Origin of the sequence: Methyloradius palustris, assembly GCF_019703875.1 — a bacterium.
GTDB classification, from domain to species: domain Bacteria; phylum Pseudomonadota; class Gammaproteobacteria; order Burkholderiales; family Methylophilaceae; genus Methyloradius; species Methyloradius palustris.
On record NZ_AP024110.1, the window covers coordinates 697837 to 717683 of the forward strand.

Sequence of the window (19847 nt, forward strand, 5' to 3'; positions counted from 1 at the left end):
GGTAAGACTTTAAATATATGATCCTTTAAAGATTGTTGAGAATAATACTTTACACATATAAGTAAAAAGAATTAACATATCACACTTAGTTATATAGTGTTTAAAGCCTGCTGACCGGACAACCGGAAGCCAATTCAAGCCTTGTTTGAATTGGCTTTTTTATTTTCTAGCTTTGTAAAAAAGCTTAGGTTGCTCTTGAGGTGCTTGTTTTATGGTCGATAACTCTAAAAATTTTGCTGAAACTATTGATGGTTCTGCAACTATTTTGAATGTTGCGCAAATTGTTGCCGATTTACGCAATGTGCGAGTTTCATCGCTCGAAGATCGCAAACGTCGCAATAAACCACCAAAATTACCCTCACGTAAAGTACTTGCCGAGATTGTTGAGGGCATCGCCGCTGCACTGTTCCCGAATCGACTTGGCCTGCCAGACTTAACTGAAGATGGCATTGATTATTTTGTTGGTCATACATTAGATACCGCATTGAGAGAGTTAACCGCTCAAGTTCGGCTGGAATTGGATTTCTCTGCCAGCCTTGATCTAGCTACTCCTCACATATCAAAAGACTCAGCCGCTGCTGAGAAACATACAGAACAGCAAATAGCAGAGGCCAGAAAAGTAGTTAAAAAATTCGCTGAAACTTTGCCTTCTATTCGCATATTGCTGGATAGCGATATTCTCGCTGCTTATGAAGGCGATCCAGCTGCCAGAAGCATAGATGAAGTGCTGGTTTGCTATCCCGGCATTACTGCCATTACGCATTACAGAATTGCTCATGTTTTACACAAGCTCGGCATGCCACTGATTGCACGAATTATTTCCGAAATCGCGCATTCATCAACAGGTATTGATATTCATCCTGGCGCGCAGATTCATGAACGCTTTTTTATTGATCATGGCACAGGTGTGGTGATTGGCGAGACGACGATTATCGGCAAAAACGTGCGGGTTTATCAGGCTGTCACCTTGGGCGCTAAGCGCTTCCCTACAGATGAAAGTGGCATGTTAATTAAAGGCAATGAGCGTCACCCGATTGTTGAGGATGACGTAGTGATTTACGCAGGTGCAACTATTCTTGGGCGTATCACCATTGGCCGTGCTTCAGCCATTGGTGGCAATGTCTGGCTAACCCACAGCGTGCCGCCAGAAAGCAATATCAGTCAGGCGCAGATGCGCGCAAACCAATCGCAGTAAGTAATTTAGCAAGCAGTAACACTTAACCAGCAGCAATAATTTTAATTATCAATGGAGACTTAAATGGCCGAAAATAACCAGTCACAAACCGCATTGGGCGATGTCGCAGCACGGACGCTTGCCAATGCCACCAAAACCGTCCCTATGCTCAGCACCATCAGCCCGCGTTGGCTGGTGCATCTAATGCAATGGGTGCCTGTAGAAGCGGGTATCTACCGTGTGAACAAAGCTAAAAATCCAGGTGCTATTGAAGTGGATTGTTCAGCAAAAGATGAGCGTGAATTGCCAGCAACATTCGTTGATTACGAAGAATGGGGCCGTGAGTATGTATTGAATGCGGTGAATACCGTGGTGGATGTGCATACCCGTGTTTCTGACCTGTATAGCAGCCCTCATAACCAGATTCGTGAGCAATTGCGTTTGACCATTGAAACAGTCAAAGAACGCCAAGAGAGCGAACTGATTAACAACCCTGAGTACGGTTTGTTGAACAATGTAGCAGCCTCACAAAAAGTGAAGTCACGCACTGGTGCACCAACACCAGATGATTTTGATGAACTGATCGCAAAAGTCTGGAAAGAGCCAGCATTCTTCCTATTGCATCCACAAGCAATTGCTGCTTTTGGTCGCGAATGCACTCGTCGTGGTGTTCCACCGCCAACCGTAGCGATGTTCGGTTCACAGTTCCTCACTTGGCGCGGTATTCCACTGATTCCTTGCGACAAGCTTAAAGTCACCAAAGGCAAAACCAATGTGCTGCTGTTGCGCACAGGTGAAAGCCGTCAAGGTGTGGTTGGTTTGTATCAGCCTAATCTGCCAGGTCAACAAAGCATGGGTCTTTCAGTACGTTTCATGGGCATCAACCACAAGGCGATTGCTTCATACCTGGTTTCCCTCTATTGCTCATTGGCTGTGCTTACAGATGATGCGATTGCCGTGCTCGAAAATGTCGATGTAGGCAACTACTATGACTACAAGTAATTTGAACGACTTATCATCATTTGAGCCAGAAGCGATCCTCGCAACGCTGCCAGGCGATCATCCAAAAATGGCTGCCGCGTTGGCGATTGGCCGCGAGGCTAGCGAAACAGGGCATTTGGATGTGGCTGAGTTGTCACGGATTGCAAACGAGATCTATGCGCAGGGCTTTCCTGTGGGGAGTCCGTTCGCGAGTGCTGGTGCGCCAGAGATACCATCTACAGCTTCATTTCCAGAAGCAAAAGCACCAAGTAGCTTGCCTGGCGCTGGCGTAACGCCAACAGCCTACATCCCAACATTTTCACCTGTGGTGTCTGACGGCATAACGTTGGGTGGTGTATCACCAACATTGCCTGGCTTGCCTGTGGCTGCAGTTGTGCCGGGGGATACGCAGATTGGACATTTACAGCAAGTTCCAGGTCTATCGGAGCAGTTGCAGGTGTCATCGTTAGTGCTAGGTACTGATATACCGCAAGGCGATGAGTTGAATGCTTTGCTAAGTGGTTTTGGGGTTGGCTCGGCCTCTTCATTGGGATTCCCCGCCGCTGCCTCAGCGCCGACAAGCGCTGGCTCAAGCTCACCCTTTTACTTCTTAGGTGGGCATCAATCACCACAAACTGCAGCTGCTATTGCTCCATCGGCACATCCGCAGTTTGATGCTAATTTAATCCGCAAAGACTTTCCAATTTTGCGTGAATTGGTCAATGGCCGTCCATTGATATGGTTCGATAATGCAGCGACCACGCAAAAGCCACAGTCGGTGATTGATCGGGTTTCATACTTTTACGAGCATGAGAACTCGAATATTCACCGTGCAGCCCATGAGTTGGCAGCGCGCGCTACTGATGCGTATGAAGGTGCGCGTGAAACGGTGCGCCGTTTCATCAATGCGCCTTCGGTGAACAACGTGATTTTTGTGCGCGGTACGACTGAAGCGATTAACCTCGTGGCAAAAACATGGGGTAAAAAGCATATCGGTGAGGGTGATGAGATTCTGATTACCCATCTTGAGCACCACGCCAATATAGTGCCTTGGCAGCAATTATGTGCTGAAACAGGTGCCAAGCTTAAAGTGTCGCCAGTGGATGATAATGGTCAGGTATTGCTGGATGAATACCAGAAGCTATTGACGTCAAAAACCAAGCTGGTGTCATTTACGCAAGTCTCCAATGCGTTGGGTACGATTACACCAGCACATGAGATGATCCAGATGGCGCATCGTGCAGGCGCTAAAGTATTGTTGGATGGCGCGCAGTCTGTATCTCACATTAAAGCTGATGTGCAAGCGCTGGATTGTGATTTCTTCGTGTTCTCAGGCCACAAGGTATTCGGTCCAACAGGCATTGGCGCGCTCTACGGCAAGCCAGAGATTTTGGCCGATATGCCAGCTTGGCAAGGCGGCGGTAACATGATTCAGGACGTGACGTTTGAGCGAACTGTCTATCATGAAGCGCCTAACAAGTTTGAGGCTGGCACGGGCAATATTGCCGATGCGGTAGGTTTGGGCGCAGCGCTTGAATATGTGGAGCGTATTGGCATTAGCAATATTGAGCGATATGAACATGAGTTGCTGCAATATGGTTTGGCTGCATTGCAAAAAGTACCAGGTTTACGTTTGATTGGTACTGCACAAGAAAAAGCCAGCGTGATGTCTTTTACGCTCAAGGGTTATCAGAGTGAAGAAGTGGGCGTAGCTTTGAACAAAGAGGGTATTGCCGTGCGTTCAGGCCACCATTGCGCGCAGCCTATATTGCGGCGATTTGGGGTTGAGACCACGGTAAGACCATCGCTTGCACTTTACAACACTTATGCTGAAATCGATGTGTTACAGCAAGCATTGTTGCGCTTGGCTTCAGGTAAAACTCTCTAAACCAGTATCGCAAAAAAAGCGACAAGCTTCGTGAGAAGACTTGTCGCATAACGAGGAGACTGCAGTTTAGGAGGTAAGACTAAGTTGTAGTGTTGCTCGGTTTAAAAGCCAGTCATTCATCTGACTGGCTTTTTGTTTATTTGGAATGAATACGTGAGATTTTTTAAGCGGCTAATCGAAGCGCTTGTTGGCCGCTGTTTTCTTGTGAGTAATTCTGGTTCGTCCGACAATCAGTCTCCTGCGCGGTATCTTGTTTGATACGCGCTAATCTGGAGCGTAATGCAGCTGGTCCATTAGGCGTATACACAATACGCACCCCACGTTTTGCTGCGCTTTGTTTAATCTTATGTGTGAATGTATGGCTGATCCAGTCTGTGATCAGCACAATCAATTCTGTGTCATGCGGAATAATACGTTTGCCATCGCCTACTTTGCGGCCAGACCAATGGTTAATGTGTTGAATGCCAAAATTGGCCAGTTCCTGTTTGATTCCATCTATCTGGTCACCACCTACTATTAAAGCTGTACTCATTTTGCGAGCCTCCGAGGTTGAGTGGTGAGGTTAGATTTTGTCCAACCCCACCAATTTCTTTCAAATATTGACGATTAACTATTTAGCGTAAATCTCGTCAAAAGTACCGCCATCAGCAAAGTGCGTTTTTTGCGCTTTTTGCCATCCACCAAACTCTTGATCTACTGTCACCAGATTTAACTTTGGGAATACCTTTTCATATTTCTTGGCAACAGATTCCAAACGTGGACGGTAATAGTTCTTGGCAGCGATTTCCTGGCCTTCTTCAGAGTACAAGTACTCTAAGTAAGCCGTCGCTACTGCACGAGTCTTATGCTTATCAACTACTTTATCAACCACAGTCACAGGTGGCTCAGCCAGGATAGAGAGTGATGGAACCACTATCTCAAACTTATCTGGACCAAGTTCTTTCTGTGCAAGGAATGCTTCGTTTTCCCATGAGATCGCTACGTCGCCAATGCCACGTTCTACGAAAGTGGTGGTAGATCCACGAGCGCCAGAATCCAGCACAGGTACGTTCTTGAATAACTTGGCCAAAAACTGCTTGGTTTTGGCTTCATCATTGCCGTCATGCTTTTGTGCATAAGCCCATGCTGCCAAATAATTCCAGCGTGCACCGCCAGAAGTCTTAGGGTTAGGCGTAATCACAGAAACACCAGGTTTGATCAAGTCATCCCAATCCTTAATCCCTTTTGGGTTGCCTTTACGCACCAAAAATACGATGGTAGAGGTATAAGGCGTGCTGTTATTTGGCAATCGAGTCTGCCAGTTTTGCGGGATCAAACGTGCTTTGTCATACAAGGCGTCAATGTCATAAGCCAATGCAAGTGTTGCTACATCCGCTTCAAGACCGTCAATAATTGAACGACCTTGTTTGCCTGAGCCGCCATGTGAAACCTTGATGGTGACGTTATCGCCTGTTTTTGCTTTCCAATACTTGGCAAAAGCAGCGTTATAGTCTTGGTAAAGCTCACGGGTTGGGTCATAAGAGACATTAAGTAGTGTAATGTCGCTCGCTACCGCTGTAAGCGTAGTTGTAAGTGCGAATGCAGCGAGGATCAGCTGAGATTTTAATTTATTGAAAGTCATGATTTTCTATCGGTTCCTTGATTAAATTGTGCTGCCTAGAAATCGAATTGGCCGCGCAGAGTAAGGGCTTTTTCGCCGTTCGTTAAGCCAACCCCGGTACCTTGATCGTTCTTCACTAAAATAGAGCCACCCTCAAATCTGGTGTCAATATAGTTGAGTAATAGTCGAGTATTAGGATTCAGTATCCAAGTTGCCGCGCCAGTCCATGCATGTGATCCGGTTGGTTGGTTTGATGCATAAGGTGCAGCATTCTTTGCTGGAGCACCTACTCCAGTTGCGAAGTCGCTCGCATCATATTCTGAATATCTCAGCCCCAGCACAATTGCGCCTATACCAGTGCCAGTCAGGCCAAAGTTCTGTCTTGGCTTGATTCGACCCCATGTGCCATCAGGAAGGTAGCTACTTGCATAACTTTCACCAGTGACCAACCAATTGGCAGATACATACCAAGCATCGATATCTTTGTCGAATGGACCAACAAAACCAGTTGTGGTTGAAACACCACTGTAGTTATGCGTGACATACTCAGATTGGAGCTTAACTGGACCATATGCTATGGCTGCTTCAGCACCTAAGCGAGTTCTTTCAATGTCATTACCCGCTCCGATGCCAAGCCCAGTTGGTGTAAAAAAGGTAATTCCATTTCCTTCAGTCTTAGATGAGGCATTGCCTTGTCCAACCAAGAAGCTGTTAGTTGTCAGTGTATTGTTGTTAGTGGACTGGTTACCAGATATGTAGCCATGCGAGAAACTGCCGCCAAGGTGGATAACGGTGTCATCAAGTTTGGCAAATTTCGCAAGGTTGATAATGCCACGGCCAATGACTTCTGGCCCATCTACTTGTGTGTCGAGATTGTCGGCATTTTTGCCGCGGCCAGTAGATAGCGCTAAGCCGTAGTAAGTACCTTCAATCGGTACCCCATGAACCATGGCCCCGCGCTCCTTGCTCGGAGTTAATGCTTCAGTCACAGCGCGCTCACTGAAATCGTTAAAGAGGTCGCTAGTGTAGTTTTCCAGACCAAAAGGCATATTGAATTGACCAAATCTAAATTTGGCCTCTTTCCACCAGTTGATGCCAAAATAGGCCTCATCCAAAATGGTTTTGGTGGAACTTGTGGTGACAGAGGGAGTGAAATTATTCTGCTGAGCAAAATCACCTGTGACTTTAAAGTCATAGTCGCCATTAACCTTGCCTTGAATGGTCAAGTAGGCGCGACGTAAATCGAAAGAGTCGGCATTTTGCGCATCTGATTTACCGTAGGCATGGTAATCAGCTTGGACGCGACCATTTAAGTAGATAGCATTTTTGCCATCACCTGACTGAAAGCCAAAACCTTCAGAACCTGTTTTGATGACAGGTGTAGTTTTTTTATCTTCGACGGCTTTCTCATCTGCGAGCTCGTTTTTACGTTCGAGTATCTTGATTTTTTGGTCAAGCTCATGAATGGTTTCCTTCAGTGCTTGTAAATCTGAAGCATCATCCGCGAGTGCTACATTTGTATTAAGTAAAACGCCGCCTGCGATAAGTGCAAAAGTGATGGTTTTTAATTTGAATTGCATCTTGAACCCCTTAAAGTATTGATGCATCTGGTAGTCCAGTCAGCGCATTGATTTTTTTAACTCTAGAATTTGGCCGCTGCTTTTACAGTAGGCTTGATACGTTGCTTTTATTACGTGAGTTGTCTTGCTGAAAGCGTACTTTTTCGCGCTTTTCAATTTGTGTAACGCGACCTTCATGTACTGTGATTTCGATTGAACCAAAGCGCAGCTGTGTGATGGCGCGCAATATTTCCTCAACTACTTCACTGCTCACTATGGCTTGTTGTTCATTCGGCATGGTGCAATCTCTCTATCTACGTACGCTGTTTTTGTGCAATCAGACAATTGTTAAATTTCAAACACGACGAAGATTAGCAATGCTTATTAATAATTAAAAATAATATTTATAAATATGTATATAACAATAAAGAATTATGATGTTTGATGATTAGGCTATGACGAAAAATGGCGCTATATAGCGCCATTTCAGAGATGAGTTGTAGTAAAAAGTAGGTTTCTAAGAGAAAGAAAGTTGATACCTAGTGTGTAGCATTTTTGCAACACACTAGGTGAAAATTCATCGTTGGTGGTTAATGCTATCCAAGAACATCATTAATTTGCTTGGTTGGATTATGCATTTGAAATGCCTATATTCAGGCTTCGTTTTTCCAAAGCACATCGGGGACTTGCGCATGTTGGTTGATACTTCTGCAAATCACAAAGAGTAAATCCGATAAGCGATTGAGGTATTGCAAGGCAATTGGGCTAACTTCTTCTTCCCTCTGCAAACGAATCAGTTGCCTTTCCGCACGGCGGCAAACAGTGCGTGCCAAGTGACAATAAGCAGCACCGCGCGTACCACCAGGCAATATGAATTCTTTAAGAGGAGTTAGCTCGTCATTGAGCGTATCTAATGTGTTTTCAAGCGCATCAATGCGGCTTGCTTTGAGTTTTATATAACCTGGTATGCAGACCTCGCCACCAATATCAAAAAGGTCATGTTGCACTTGGGTCAGGGTTTTTTGAATAATCTCGCCAACAGGCTCTGTTAATAATATGCCGATGACTGCATTGAGTTCGTCCACATCGCCCATAGCTTCAACTCTTAGACTGTCTTTATTCGTACGAGTGCCATCACCCAAACCAGTAGTGCCGTCGTCACCTGTGCGAGTATAAATTTTACTTAATCGATTGCCCATCATCATCTCCGTTTAATCCAATATTGTAACGTACTAGATAGCCTTGCTCATGGTGATGGATGGCGACTTACGCTAAACTGTTTTTCATAAAATCAATACAAGCCTTTAACCCATATCGTGATTCAAGAAGAAAACTTTTCAACAGTAATTGCTACCAATCACAACGCGCCTATTGGTGTTTTTGATTCAGGGGTGGGTGGCATTTCGGTACTCAAACATATACGCAAAGCGTTGCCTGACGAGAGCGTGACCTATTACGCAGATTCGCACTATGCGCCGTATGGCAATCAATCTCCTGAATTCATTATTGAACGTGCTCGCTACCTGACTGATTTCTTGATTTCAGAAGGGGCGAAAGCCATCGTGGTTGCTTGTAATACTGCTACTGCCGCCGCCGTGGCTACTTTACGCCAGCATTATCAATTGCCGATTATCGGTATGGAGCCGGCAGTAAAGCCGGCAGTGGCGATTACAAAGACTGGTGTCATAGGCGTACTGGCAACCAGCGGAACCCTTAAGAGTGCACAGTTTGCTGCTTTACTTGAACACTACGGGCATCACGTACAAGTGGTTACACAGGCTTGTCACGGCCTAGTCGAGGCGATAGAGCGTGGCGAGATTGACGCTCCATCTACCATCACATTGCTTCGAAATTACTTGCAGCCGTTGTTGGATGCTAATTCAGATGTGATTGTGCTCGGCTGTACCCATTACCCATTTGTTAAAACGCAGATTGAATCAATTGTCGCTGGCAAAGCTGCATTAATTGATACAGGGGAGGCGGTAGCGCGCCAATTAAAAAAACGCTTGGCTGAAGAGGGCTTGCTCACCTCATCTAATGAGTCTAGTTTAACTTTTTGGTCTAACAGTCAATCGCCAGACGCCAAGCAAGTCATCGCTAGGCTTTGGCAGCAGCCCCAAAGCACATGGCAATTAATTGCTGATGTTTAGGCAATAAAAAAGGCGCATATGCGCCTTTTTTATTGATACATCTATTTCAATGATGCGAAATGACTTCACCCGCTTTTAACGCATATTTCGTTCCGCAATAAGGGCATGATGCTTTGCCTGTGGCAGCCATATCCAGAAAAACTCGCGGATGTGAGCACCACAGTGCCACTTCGTTAGTTGGACAATGCAGGGGTAAATCTTTTGCGCTGACTTCGATTACGGCTGTTTGTTTTGCTGTTTCATTCGTCATCATTACCCCTGCGTGTTCAACATTTACCTATTTAAACCAGACTCAACCAGTGTGCATGCTTGGCTGATTTACCAGTCACAGCATCAAAGTACATGGTTTGCAATTGCTCTGTGATTGGTCCGCGCTTACCTTCACCGATGCTGCGATTATCCAACTCGCGAATAGGGGTGACTTCAGCTGCGGTACCAGTAAAGAACGCCTCATCAGCCGAATAGACTTCATCACGCGTGATGCGTTTTTCAACTACTTGCAAACCAATTTCACCTGCCAGTTGTACGATGGTGTCGCGAGTAATACCTTCCAGTGCGCTAGTAAGGTCAGGGGTGATGAGCTTGCCATTACGTACGATGAATATATTCTCGCCTGAGCCTTCAGCAACAAAACCATCAACATCCAACAACAAGGCTTCATCATAGCCATCAATAGCAGCTTCCTGATGCGCCAGAATGGAGTTCATGTAATTACCGTTAGCCTTGGCTTTACACATGGTCACATTGACATGGTGGCGTGAGAAAGACGATGTCTTAACGCGAATGCCGTGTTTAAGGGCATCTTCACCCATGTAAGCGCCCCATTTCCAAGCGCCAACAATCAAGTGCGTCGATAAGGTTTTCGCAGAAATCCCCATCGCTTCAGCACCGTAAAAAGCCATGGGGCGAATGTAGGCTGATTCCAGGTTGTTTTCACGCACAGCCGCTTTTTGAGCAGCAGCGACAGTAGCCCTATCAAAAGGCATTTTCATACCGAGAATGTGTGCTGAACGGAACAAGCGATCTGTATGCTCTTGCAAGCGGAAGATCGCAGTGCCTTTATCAGTCTTGTAAGCGCGCACACCCTCAAATACGCCCATGCCGTAATGCAGGGTGTGGGTCAGTACATGTGTGGTAGCTTCGCGCCAAGGGACCATCTTACCGTCGTACCAGATAACCCCATCGCGATCAGCCATTGTGGTGGCAATTGCCATCTTGTTTCTCCATCAGGCAAAGCCTTAATTGTAAACGCAAGCGGCTATATTTGAACAGGCGAATTAGATTTGAACAGCTAAAATAGTAAAAACTACTTAATTAGCGATAGGGCACTGATTCATTTCATCTTCATCAGTCGCTCCATGCTACGATTTTAAATCTTTATTAGTGAATATTAGGCGAGTTGCCATGAGGCGTTATTTATATCTCGGTTTGATCTGTTTAGTTTGCGTCGCTTGCAGTCGTAACCCTGACGATACAGCGCTCTACGGGACTGATATTACTGCTGCGGCAATCAAGCCAGCATTTAACCTGATAGATCACCAAGGAAAACCACAGAAAATAGAAAACTTTGCAGGCAAAGTAGTGGTCATAAACTTCGGTTATACCCACTGCCCAGATGTTTGCCCAACTACCTTGCTAGATTTAGCTAATGCATTGAAATTGATGGGGTCGTCTGCCGAGCAAGTGCAGGTGTTATTTGTCACGGTTGATCCCGCACGCGATACGGAGGAAGTGCTCGCACAGTATGTGCCGTCATTCAACCCCACATTTATTGGTTTACGGGGCGATGACAAGCAACTGGATGCAGTAGTAAAAAGCTTCAAGGCTTATTACGCTAAAGCTGATGACAAAAAAAACTATACGGTTGATCACAGTGCGGGTTCGTATGTGCTTGATAAAAATGGCAATGTGAGGATATATATCCAGTTTGGCGAAAAATCAGCGCATATCGCACATGATTTACAAAGCTTGCTTTGATGTAGATCAAGTAAGCACGCGTGAATTCACGCTATTATTTTTCGATGTTTAAGCTAATAGATGTAAGGGTTTTGATTGTCCTGACATGGTGATACAGAATATAATCCATACTTTCCCGATATTGTTTTTGGTTTAGGAGACATAGTAATGTCCACGGCGAGCGTCGCAAATCCCAGCACCATCGATTTAAATGCTAAAGATTCAAGCGCTACGGTTTCTAGTAGCGCAGTCAGCGAGCAATACAATTACGAGATTATTCGTAAATTCACCATCATGACCCTGGTTTGGGGTGCAATTGGCATGTTTGTTGGTGTTTATATTGCTTCTGAATTGGCATTCCCGTTTCTGAATTTTGATATTCCCTACATCACTTTTGGTCGTTTGCGCCCTGTACATACTGGTTCAGTGATTTTTGGTTTTGGTGGTAGTGCATTGTTCGCTACTTCTTACTATGTCGTTCAGCGTACCTGTCAGGCACGCTTGTTCAGTGATGGCATGGCAAGCTTCACGTTCTGGGGCTGGCAAGCAGTCATCGTCTGTGCGGCACTCGGCAATATGTTTGGTTACAGCCAAGGTCGTGAATATGCCGAAATGGAATGGCCGATCGATATTCTGATTGAAGTGGTTTGGGTGACATATCTGATTGTATTCGTTGCTACCCTGATGAAGCGTAAACAACCGCATATCTACGTTGCTAACTGGTTCTACCTAGCCTTTATCCTAGCAACAGCTTTACTGCATACATTTAATAACCTAGCGATACCTATCAGCCTGTTCTCAATGAAGTCTTACAGCCTGTTCTCGGGCGCACAAGATGCCATGACACAGTGGTGGTATGGCCACAATGCTGTTGGTTTCTTCTTGACCGCCGCATTCTTGGGCATGATGTATTACTTTGTGCCTAAACAAGCGGGCAAACCTGTTTACTCATATCGCTTATCTGTTCTGCACTTCTGGGCGATTATTTTCCTATATATGTGGGCTGGCGCTCACCACTTGCACTGGACTGCTATTCCTGACTGGACTGGTACCCTGGCTGCAACATTCTCTATCATGTTATTGCTACCTTCATGGGGTGGCATGATCAACGGCATTCTGACTTTGTCTGGTGCTTGGGACAAATTGCGCACTGACCCTATCATGCGTTTCCTGATTGTTGCACTGTCTTTCTACGGCATGTCCACGTTTGAAGGCCCGATGATGTCACTAAAAGATGTTAATGCGCTTTCACACTACACAGACTGGACTATCGGTCACGTGCACTCTGGCGCTCTAGGTTGGGTAGCCATGATTACGTTCGGCAGCTTGTACCACTTGGTACCACGTTTGTGGAATACGCCTATGCATAGCCAAAAACTGATCAATGTGCATTTCTGGTTGGCTACAGTCGGCATCTTGCTCTACATCGTTGCCATGTGGATCTCAGGCATCATGCAAGGCCTCATGTGGCGTGCTTTTGATGACTTTGGCAATTTGCAATATTCATTTGTTGAAGCTGTTGCCCGTGCGCACCCATATTATGTGATGCGTGCCATCGGTGGTGCATCGTTCCTCGCAGGCATGTTAGTGATGTGCTACAACATGTTTAGAACTATGCGTGCAGGCAGCACCGAAGTGCATGCACAGCAGTACGCTACCGCATCAGCGCATTAATGCCTGAAAAAGATTAAGGATACTGGAGTCTTAACATGAAATTGAAGCACGATAATATTGAACGCAACCTGGGTCTGTTGTTGATTCTGACCATGTTGGCGATCAGTGCTGGTGGTCTGGTTGAAATCGTACCCTTGTTTTTTATCAAGGAAACGGTAGAAAAAGTAGAAGGCGTGCGCCCTTACAGCCCGTTGGAATTACGTGGTCGCGATATCTATGTGCGTGAAGGCTGCTACTTGTGCCACTCACAAATGATCCGTCCTTTCCGTGATGAGGCTTTGCGCTATGGCCATTATTCACTTGCTGCAGAGTCTAAATATGATCACCCGTTTCAATGGGGTTCAAAACGTACAGGCCCAGATTTGGCGCGTGTAGGCGGCAAGTATTCTAATGAGTGGCATGCACAGCATTTAACTGCGCCTCGCTCATTAGTGCCGCAATCCATCATGCCTAATTACCCTTGGCTGGGTAAAAATAATCTTGATTACTCTGATATCACTTTGCGTATGAAAGCCCTGCGTACAACGGGCGTGCCTTATTCAGAAAGCAAAGCTGAGTATGAGCAGAACGTAAAAGAGTTTGGTGAAGATGTTGCCAAGACTTTAGTGATAGCTGACGCAGAGAAAAATCTGGTTACACAGGCGCAGCTTGGTAATTACGATAGTAATGCAGGCAATGTTAGTGAGTTGGACGCAGTGATCGCTTACCTGCAAGTGCTCGGTACCATGGTAGATTTCAAGAAGTATGATGACGACTACTTTGTGAAATTCCGCTAATTAGCCAATTTAAAAGCTGAGTCGAGAATCAAATGATGGACTTTTTAATGTGGTTTACCAAGTTTGAAAACACTAAGCCTGTTTCGTTGGTGATTTTCTTTACTATGTTTTGTGGCGTATTGATTTATCTATACGGAAGCAAATCGCGTGGGCAAGAGCTTGAAGACTACAAAAATATCCCATTGGACGATGATAAGTAATCTGTTCTAAACATCAGAACACGTGTTAGGAAGAAAATGAGCGACAAAAAGAAATTTACCCCCACGACCACAGGCCACACCTGGGATGGTGATTTGCAGGAGTTGAATAACCCACTACCAACTTGGTGGATATGGGGTTTTTACATCACCTTTGCATTTACTATTATCTACTGGATGCTTTATCCAGCATGGCCTATCGGTAAACACTTCACAACGGGTATTCCTGGCCTGAACACGATTACTTACACAGCTAAAACTGTTGATGGCAAAGAGGTTGAAAAAACGACCCACTGGAACATGCGTTCCAAACTAATGCATGAAATGAACGAGCAAGAAGCTTTCCAGAAGCAGTATTTTGATAAAGTAGCTTCTACATCCTATGCAGACGTGTCTAAAGATGCTGAGTTGATGCAGTTCGTAAACTCCGCAGGTAAAACACTGTTCTCAGACAATTGTGCTGCGTGCCATCAATCTGGTGGTGGTGGCAAGATTGGGTTCGCGCCTAATCTGACTGATGATTACTGGCAGTACGGTGGCAAATATGAACAGATCAACACTACGATCACAGGCGGCCGCCGTGGTTACATGCCACCATTCAAAGAAGTCTTGAATGATGAGCAGATCACCCAACTTGCAAACTATGTACTGTTGATGTCTGGTGAGCCTCATGACGAAGCCGCCGCAAAAGCAGGTGACGTATTGTTCCATAGTGAAACAGCCGCTTGCTACTATTGCCATGGTGCCGAAGGTAAAGGTAAAGAACTCATGGGCTCTGCTAACCTGACAGATAAAATCTGGTTATGGGTCAACGTACCAGGTGAAACAGAAGCGACTGCTAAATTGAACGATGTAAAAGGTGTCATTTATGGCGGCCTTGCCAAAGGTGTGATGCCAAACTGGAATCAACGTTTGAGCCCAGAACAAATCAAGTTACTCACCGTATATGTACATGACGGTTTAGGCGGCGGTAACTAAATCAAGCTGCTTTCGGATAAAGGCTCGCTCAAAGTGGGCCTTTATCCTTTCTGGAACTGCTAAACAATTAATGCCAAGCAACGATTCGCTTTGCTACTAGTCTTACTTACACACATCAAATTCTCAGGGTCAGCGTACTAGCCAAACCATGCAAGCAGGTTCAGCCAAGCAATCTACACTGCTACACAAAACCATACCGATTGTGGTGACGCGATCAGTTAAGGGTAAATTTCGTAATTTCAAAACAGCCGTGATGGTGCTGGCGTATAGCATTTATTTCTCTTTACCTTGGCTGCCTTGGGCAAGGTTCAGTGGTGATAATCAGGCAGTCATGTTTGATTTGGCTACGCGTCGGTTTTTTATCTTTGACCTGATTGTTTACCCGCAAGATATATTCTGGCTTGCCATGCTCTTGTTCATTGCTGCCGCCTTACTGTTTTTTACAACAGGGCTGATAGGTCGCGCTTGGTGTGGGTTTTTCTGCTTCCAGACCTTATGGACAGACTTATTCATTCTGATTGAGCAAACCATTCAGGGCGAACGTAATGCACGACTTCGCCTGAAAAAACAGCCATGGAACTTGGAAAAAATCATCAAAGTCGGTGGCTCGCACTTTCTGATGATTGCCATTTCTTTCTGGACGGCCGTTACTTTTGCCGCCTACTTCACGCATGCCCCACAATTTGTTAGAGACCTCTTTACTGGCCATGCCGCAGATGCAGGCTATATCACCGTACTAGCCCTCACAATCACGACTTATGCCGCAGCTGGTTTGCTGCGTGAGCATATTTGCACACTGGCTTGCCCTTATGCGCGCTTTCAAGGGGTGATGTACGAATCTGATACCTTGGCAGTAAGCTATGACACACGCCGCGGTGAGGGTGAAAAAGGCCGTACTATCCCAATCGTGGGTTTACGCACCCACGAAGAACGGCAAGCGCAAGGGCATGGCGATTGTATTGATTGTGGTTTTTGCGTGCAGGTTTGTCCAACAGGCATTGATATCCGCGATGGTTTGCAATATCAGTGTATCTCTTGCGGTTTATGTATTGATGCTTGCAACAATATTATGGACTCTGTGGGTTACCCACGTGGGTTGATTCGCTACGATTCAGAATCTAACCTGAATAATCCTATCCCTAAAAAACCAAAGCTGGAGTGGATGCGGCTTAAAGTGTTGGGCTACGCCGCCGCCTTACTATTGATGTCTGGCTTGTTGTTTTACAACATTGGTACACGTGCGCAAACTGAAATCACTGTGCAGCAAGTGCGCCAACCTCTATACACCGTTTTATCCGATGGCAATATCAGAAACCGTTATCAGATTCATATTGTTAACAAGACCGAGCATGCAGAAACATACACGCTTAGTGCAGAGGGCATTCCTGATTCCGCCATTGATCTCGGTAACCTGCCAGCGATTAAAGTCCGCGCCGCCAAAGATCTCACGCTCAATCTTAAAATCAATTTAAGCCCTGAAGCTGCCAGAAAAACCCAGGAGTTTGATCTCATTATTACGCCTGCAACGCAAGGTGCTGAACCCATTAAGATCGAGACTAATTTTAGTAGTCCAAAGTAGCTAACGCTTAGCCTCAATAGTGTCGCCTCACAGAAAGTAGCTTGATATGTTGCTCCTCCCTCAAATCGCCATGAGTGAAACGCTGTTCGGCGGATTACTTGCTGCAGCGTTTATATTCTTTACAACGCGCGCACTTGGATTATCTAATTTCTGGGCGGGCATCTTAAGTGGCTTGTTGCCGTTCTTGGCCTATCTATATTACGCAGACCAGCACTGGGCTGGTGGTGATGTCATGGCGATTCACTTTGCCTTGTATCTGGCAAATGCAGGGCTGCTGATTGTCTTTGGCGGAATGCAGCGCAAGCAGCAAACCATGCATTGGGGGCCCAGACTGATTATTGGTTTCTTTATTACACTGGTCCTGCTCAATATCACGTTCCTGTCAATTTCTACCCGTGGCCTACCGAACTGGTTTACTACCATGTTTTTGCCCAATCCTGATAACGAGCAAGTCCACACAGCCTTTCCTGGTGTGATTCCACATGACCGCAATCAGCTTTATGCGCCGCACCTTGACCAAATGGAGCAACAGAAGCAGCTTGGCTGGCAAGTCAGCTTGACTGGAATCGACAAGCTTAAAAGCAAAGTTCCGCATACCGTATTTGTGCATGTATTGGATGCCAAGAAGCAACCTGTGCAAAATGCAGAAGTTACTTTGGCGTTCTGGCGCATGGCCAACAGCTTTGATGACCAGAAGCTGGTACTGAAAGAGGCTGAGCCTGGTGTATATCAAGTCAACCTGGAATTGGTTGCGGAGGGCCGTTGGATCACCGAGCTTTATATCCATAAGGGTGAAGATGACTTCGTCAAACGGCAGTCACTGTATGTAGATGATCATTAGGCTGAAACCCAAAGGTCAGCAAAAGCATGGTCATCGAAGCTACAAGTAACACCCAATGTTATCACTGCGGTTTGCCCATTCCTGCAGGTGTAAGTTTCAAGGTAAGTATCTTCAACCAGCAGCGCGCAATGTGCTGCCATGGCTGTGAGGCAGTTGCAGAGTCTATCGTCGCCAATGGTTTGCAGGATTACTACAACTACCGCACCGAACTTCCGAAAACAGCCGAAGAACTCGTGCCTGACGAGCTACGCCAACTGGCTTTGTACGACCATCCAGAAGTGCAAAAAAGTTTTGTGCTTAACAGCGCTGAACAAAACCGAGATATCAAAGAAGCCGCCCTGATACTTGAGGGTATTACCTGCGCGGCCTGCATTTGGCTCAACGAACGGCATTTGAAACAACTCAAAGGGGTGCGCGAGGTTACTTTCAACTACGCCTCGCAACGTGCCCGTATTACGTGGGATGAGCGTGAGATCAAGCTGAGCCAGATTCTGGCCGAGATTCGTAAACTGGGCTATCACGCACATCCATTCAGTGCGCAGCAGCAAGATGCATTGCGGCAAAAGCAGCGCAAAGCGGATTTCAGGCGTTTAGCTGTCGCTGGGCTAACGGCAGGTCAGGTCATGATGATTGCGGTTGCATTGTATGCAGGTAAGGCGCAAGGCTTGGAACCCGCTACTGCCGCCATATTGCGTTGGTTTAGTTTGGTACTAAGCATCCCTGCTATGACCTATGCGGCTTGGCCTTTCTACAAATCAGCATGGCAAGGACTGACTAGTGGCCGTCTTGGTATGGATGTGCCGATTACATTAGGCTTGTTTACAGGGTTTCTGGGCAGTATCTGGGCAACACTGCAAGGTCATGGTTCCGTCTATTTTGATACGCTGACCATGCTGATTTTCTTTCTACTCGCCACGCGTTATCTTGAGCGTAACGCTCGTGAAAAATCGATAGAAGCTGCCGAAAACCTGCTGCGTTTAGCCCCGGCAATGGCAACTCGTATAGAAGGTGACTTGCAGAATATCGTGCCCGTTGTTGACCTTAAAATCGGTGATTTGATACTTGCCAGACCGGGTGAAACCATTGCAGCAGATGGCATCGTTGCAGAAGGTGAAAGCAGTGCGGATGAATCACTGCTCACAGGCGAAAGCCGTCCATTGGCTAAATTCCCAGGCAGTATTGTTTATACAGGAAGTATCAATTACCAGAATCCACTCGTGATAAAAGTCACGGGTATCGGTGAAAACACGATGCTGGCTGGCATATCCCGCCTATTAGACCGCGCCCAATCGCAAAAGCCATTAATGGCACAAACCGCCGAAAAAGTAGCCGCCTATTTTACTTATGCTTTGTTGGTGGTCGTAGCCATAGTCGCCCTTGTTTGGTGGCACTTAGACCCAAGCCGAATTGTTGAGATCGTCCTTACTGTGCTGGTGGTGAGTTGCCCCTGCGCATTGTCGCTTGCCGCACCCGCCGCTTTTGCAGCGGCAGGCTCGCACTTGATTAAACATGGCGTTTTGCTGACTCGCGGTCATGCGCTTGAAACCCTAGCTAAAGTCACCCATTTTGTTTTTGATAAAACAGGCACGCTGACGATAGGGCGGCCAGTGTTGGTACAGACCATTACTTTTGGCGATGCTAGCCAAGAACATTGCCTGGAAATCGCGGCGAGTCTTGAGCAGGCATCAGAGCACCCAATTGCTCATAGCTTTCTAGACCATTTCTCACAAGCCGAGAAAAATCAGCGACTTGTGACTGTGACTGATAGATCCAACATCGCAGGGCAAGGCCTGCTTGGTACCATAGATGGCAAACGCTATGCCATCGGCAATGTAAGATTGCATTCGCAACTTACAGCAGTGCATCAGCTTGATGTGATGACGTATCCACCAGGGGCAACGGTCATCTGGCTTAGCGATCAAGAACAAGTATTGGCGGCTTTTGTCATCGCAGATACGCTCAGGCCACAAGCCGCTGATCTGGTTAAAGGCTTAAAGGATAAGGCCTTAAACGTCACCATGCTGAGTGGCGATGCCACTGAAGCTGTTGCCCACCATGCTGCTACGCTCAAGATAAACCAATGGCAGGCTGGCATGTCGCCTGAACAAAAACTGCTCGCGCTGCAAACCTTGCAAGCTAATGGTGAGATCGTTGCGATGGTAGGCGATGGCATTAACGATGCCCCTGTGCTGGCTGGTGCGCAAGTCTCTATTGCGATGGGCAGTGGCACCCAGATGGCACAGGCTGCGGCCGATGTGGTGTTGCTCACAGAGAACTTACACGAGATCGAGCATGCCGTGGTCACCAGCCGTTTTGCCATGCGCATTATTCGGCAGAACTTTATCTGGGCAATCACCTATAACTTGGTGGCACTACCATTTGCCGCGGCAGGCTACTTATCGCCATGGATGGCGGCGATTGGCATGTCGGTAAGTTCTTTGATTGTGGTGCTGAATGCCTTGCGGCTGGTGAATGTTGAAACGGCTTAAGGCTT

19 protein-coding genes are annotated in these 19847 nt (G+C 46.4%); 12 read left to right on the plus strand and 7 right to left on the minus strand.

Features of this window, described 5'->3' with window-relative positions; translation table 11 throughout:
* Positions 1-211 precede the first annotated feature (211 nt).
* From epsC to ZMTM_RS03420, 3 genes are all read left to right on the plus strand, one after another.
* Positions 212-1195: a serine O-acetyltransferase EpsC gene (epsC, locus tag ZMTM_RS03410; RefSeq protein ID WP_221764933.1), complete on the plus strand. Its 984-nt coding sequence runs from the start codon at positions 212-214 to the stop codon at positions 1193-1195.
* A 63-nt stretch (positions 1196-1258) separates the two neighbouring features.
* Positions 1259-2176 (plus strand): family 2A encapsulin nanocompartment shell protein, encoded by a 918-nt coding sequence (locus ZMTM_RS03415; RefSeq protein ID WP_221764934.1) that lies wholly within the window; start codon positions 1259-1261, stop codon positions 2174-2176.
* Positions 2163-4043, plus strand: a complete 1881-nt coding sequence (locus tag ZMTM_RS03420) for a family 2A encapsulin nanocompartment cargo protein cysteine desulfurase (RefSeq protein WP_221764935.1) — start codon at positions 2163-2165, stop codon at positions 4041-4043. The genes ZMTM_RS03415 and ZMTM_RS03420 overlap by 14 nt, the downstream gene beginning before the upstream one ends.
* A gap of 163 nt (positions 4044-4206) precedes the next feature.
* On the opposite strand, the gene ZMTM_RS03425 is transcribed toward ZMTM_RS03420, so the two are convergent.
* The 5 genes from ZMTM_RS03425 to ZMTM_RS03445 form a co-directional block, all read right to left on the minus strand.
* Complete coding sequence (locus ZMTM_RS03425; RefSeq protein WP_221764936.1) at positions 4207-4575, minus strand: DUF2325 domain-containing protein; 369 nt, start codon at positions 4573-4575, stop codon at positions 4207-4209.
* 78 nt (positions 4576-4653) lie between these two features.
* Positions 4654-5664: a sulfate ABC transporter substrate-binding protein gene (locus tag ZMTM_RS03430; protein ID WP_221764937.1), complete on the minus strand. Its 1011-nt coding sequence runs from the start codon at positions 5662-5664 to the stop codon at positions 4654-4656.
* 35 nt (positions 5665-5699) lie between these two features.
* Positions 5700-7223 (minus strand): OprO/OprP family phosphate-selective porin, encoded by a 1524-nt coding sequence (locus tag ZMTM_RS03435; protein WP_221764938.1) that lies wholly within the window; start codon positions 7221-7223, stop codon positions 5700-5702.
* 82 nt (positions 7224-7305) lie between these two features.
* Positions 7306-7500, minus strand: a complete 195-nt coding sequence (locus ZMTM_RS03440; RefSeq protein WP_221764939.1) for a YezD family protein — start codon at positions 7498-7500, stop codon at positions 7306-7308.
* Positions 7501-7855: 355 nt separating this feature from the next.
* A complete protein-coding gene (locus ZMTM_RS03445) occupies positions 7856-8401 on the minus strand; it encodes a cob(I)yrinic acid a,c-diamide adenosyltransferase (RefSeq protein WP_221765554.1) in 546 nt (181 codons plus the stop codon).
* Positions 8402-8521: 120 nt separating this feature from the next.
* Between ZMTM_RS03445 and murI the strand changes: the two genes are divergently transcribed.
* Positions 8522-9352 (plus strand): glutamate racemase, encoded by an 831-nt coding sequence (gene murI, locus ZMTM_RS03450; protein ID WP_221765555.1) that lies wholly within the window; start codon positions 8522-8524, stop codon positions 9350-9352.
* Positions 9353-9398: 46 nt separating this feature from the next.
* On the opposite strand, the gene ZMTM_RS03455 is transcribed toward murI, so the two are convergent.
* Together ZMTM_RS03455 and ZMTM_RS03460 are read right to left on the minus strand one after the other, a co-directional pair.
* Positions 9399-9602, minus strand: coding sequence for a zinc-finger domain-containing protein (locus ZMTM_RS03455; RefSeq protein ID WP_221765556.1), 204 nt, complete (start codon positions 9600-9602; stop codon positions 9399-9401).
* Positions 9603-9633: 31 nt separating this feature from the next.
* The gene (locus tag ZMTM_RS03460; protein WP_221765557.1) at positions 9634-10548 is read right to left on the minus strand and encodes a branched-chain amino acid transaminase; all 915 of its coding nucleotides are present in this window, start codon (positions 10546-10548) and stop codon (positions 9634-9636) included.
* A gap of 208 nt (positions 10549-10756) precedes the next feature.
* On the opposite strand from ZMTM_RS03460, the gene ZMTM_RS03465 reads away from it, so the two are divergent.
* The 8 genes from ZMTM_RS03465 (at position 10757) to ZMTM_RS03500 (ending at position 19842) form a co-directional block, all read left to right on the plus strand.
* Positions 10757-11329, plus strand: coding sequence for an SCO family protein (locus ZMTM_RS03465; protein ID WP_221764940.1), 573 nt, complete (start codon positions 10757-10759; stop codon positions 11327-11329).
* Between the two features lie 147 nt (positions 11330-11476).
* On the plus strand, positions 11477-12982 hold the full coding sequence (ccoN, locus tag ZMTM_RS03470; RefSeq protein WP_225907077.1) for a cytochrome-c oxidase, cbb3-type subunit I: 1506 nt from the start codon (positions 11477-11479) through the stop codon (positions 12980-12982).
* A 35-nt stretch (positions 12983-13017) separates the two neighbouring features.
* Positions 13018-13758, plus strand: a complete 741-nt coding sequence (gene ccoO / locus ZMTM_RS03475; protein ID WP_221764941.1) for a cytochrome-c oxidase, cbb3-type subunit II — start codon at positions 13018-13020, stop codon at positions 13756-13758.
* A gap of 32 nt (positions 13759-13790) precedes the next feature.
* Complete coding sequence (locus ZMTM_RS03480; protein WP_318840528.1) at positions 13791-13958, plus strand: cbb3-type cytochrome c oxidase subunit 3; 168 nt, start codon at positions 13791-13793, stop codon at positions 13956-13958.
* Positions 13959-13994: 36 nt separating this feature from the next.
* Entirely contained in the window at positions 13995-14933 is a 939-nt protein-coding gene (locus ZMTM_RS03485; protein ID WP_221764942.1) for a c-type cytochrome, read from the plus strand.
* A gap of 148 nt (positions 14934-15081) precedes the next feature.
* Positions 15082-16512, plus strand: coding sequence for a cytochrome c oxidase accessory protein CcoG (gene ccoG, locus ZMTM_RS03490; RefSeq protein WP_221764943.1), 1431 nt, complete (start codon positions 15082-15084; stop codon positions 16510-16512).
* Between the two features lie 46 nt (positions 16513-16558).
* Positions 16559-17353 carry a FixH family protein gene (locus ZMTM_RS03495; protein WP_225907078.1) on the plus strand — a complete coding sequence of 265 codons (795 nt, stop codon included), beginning with the start codon at positions 16559-16561 and terminating at the stop codon, positions 17351-17353.
* Positions 17354-17379: 26 nt separating this feature from the next.
* Positions 17380-19842, plus strand: a complete 2463-nt coding sequence (locus tag ZMTM_RS03500; protein WP_221764944.1) for a heavy metal translocating P-type ATPase — start codon at positions 17380-17382, stop codon at positions 19840-19842.
* The last annotated feature ends 5 nt before the right edge of the window (positions 19843-19847 follow it).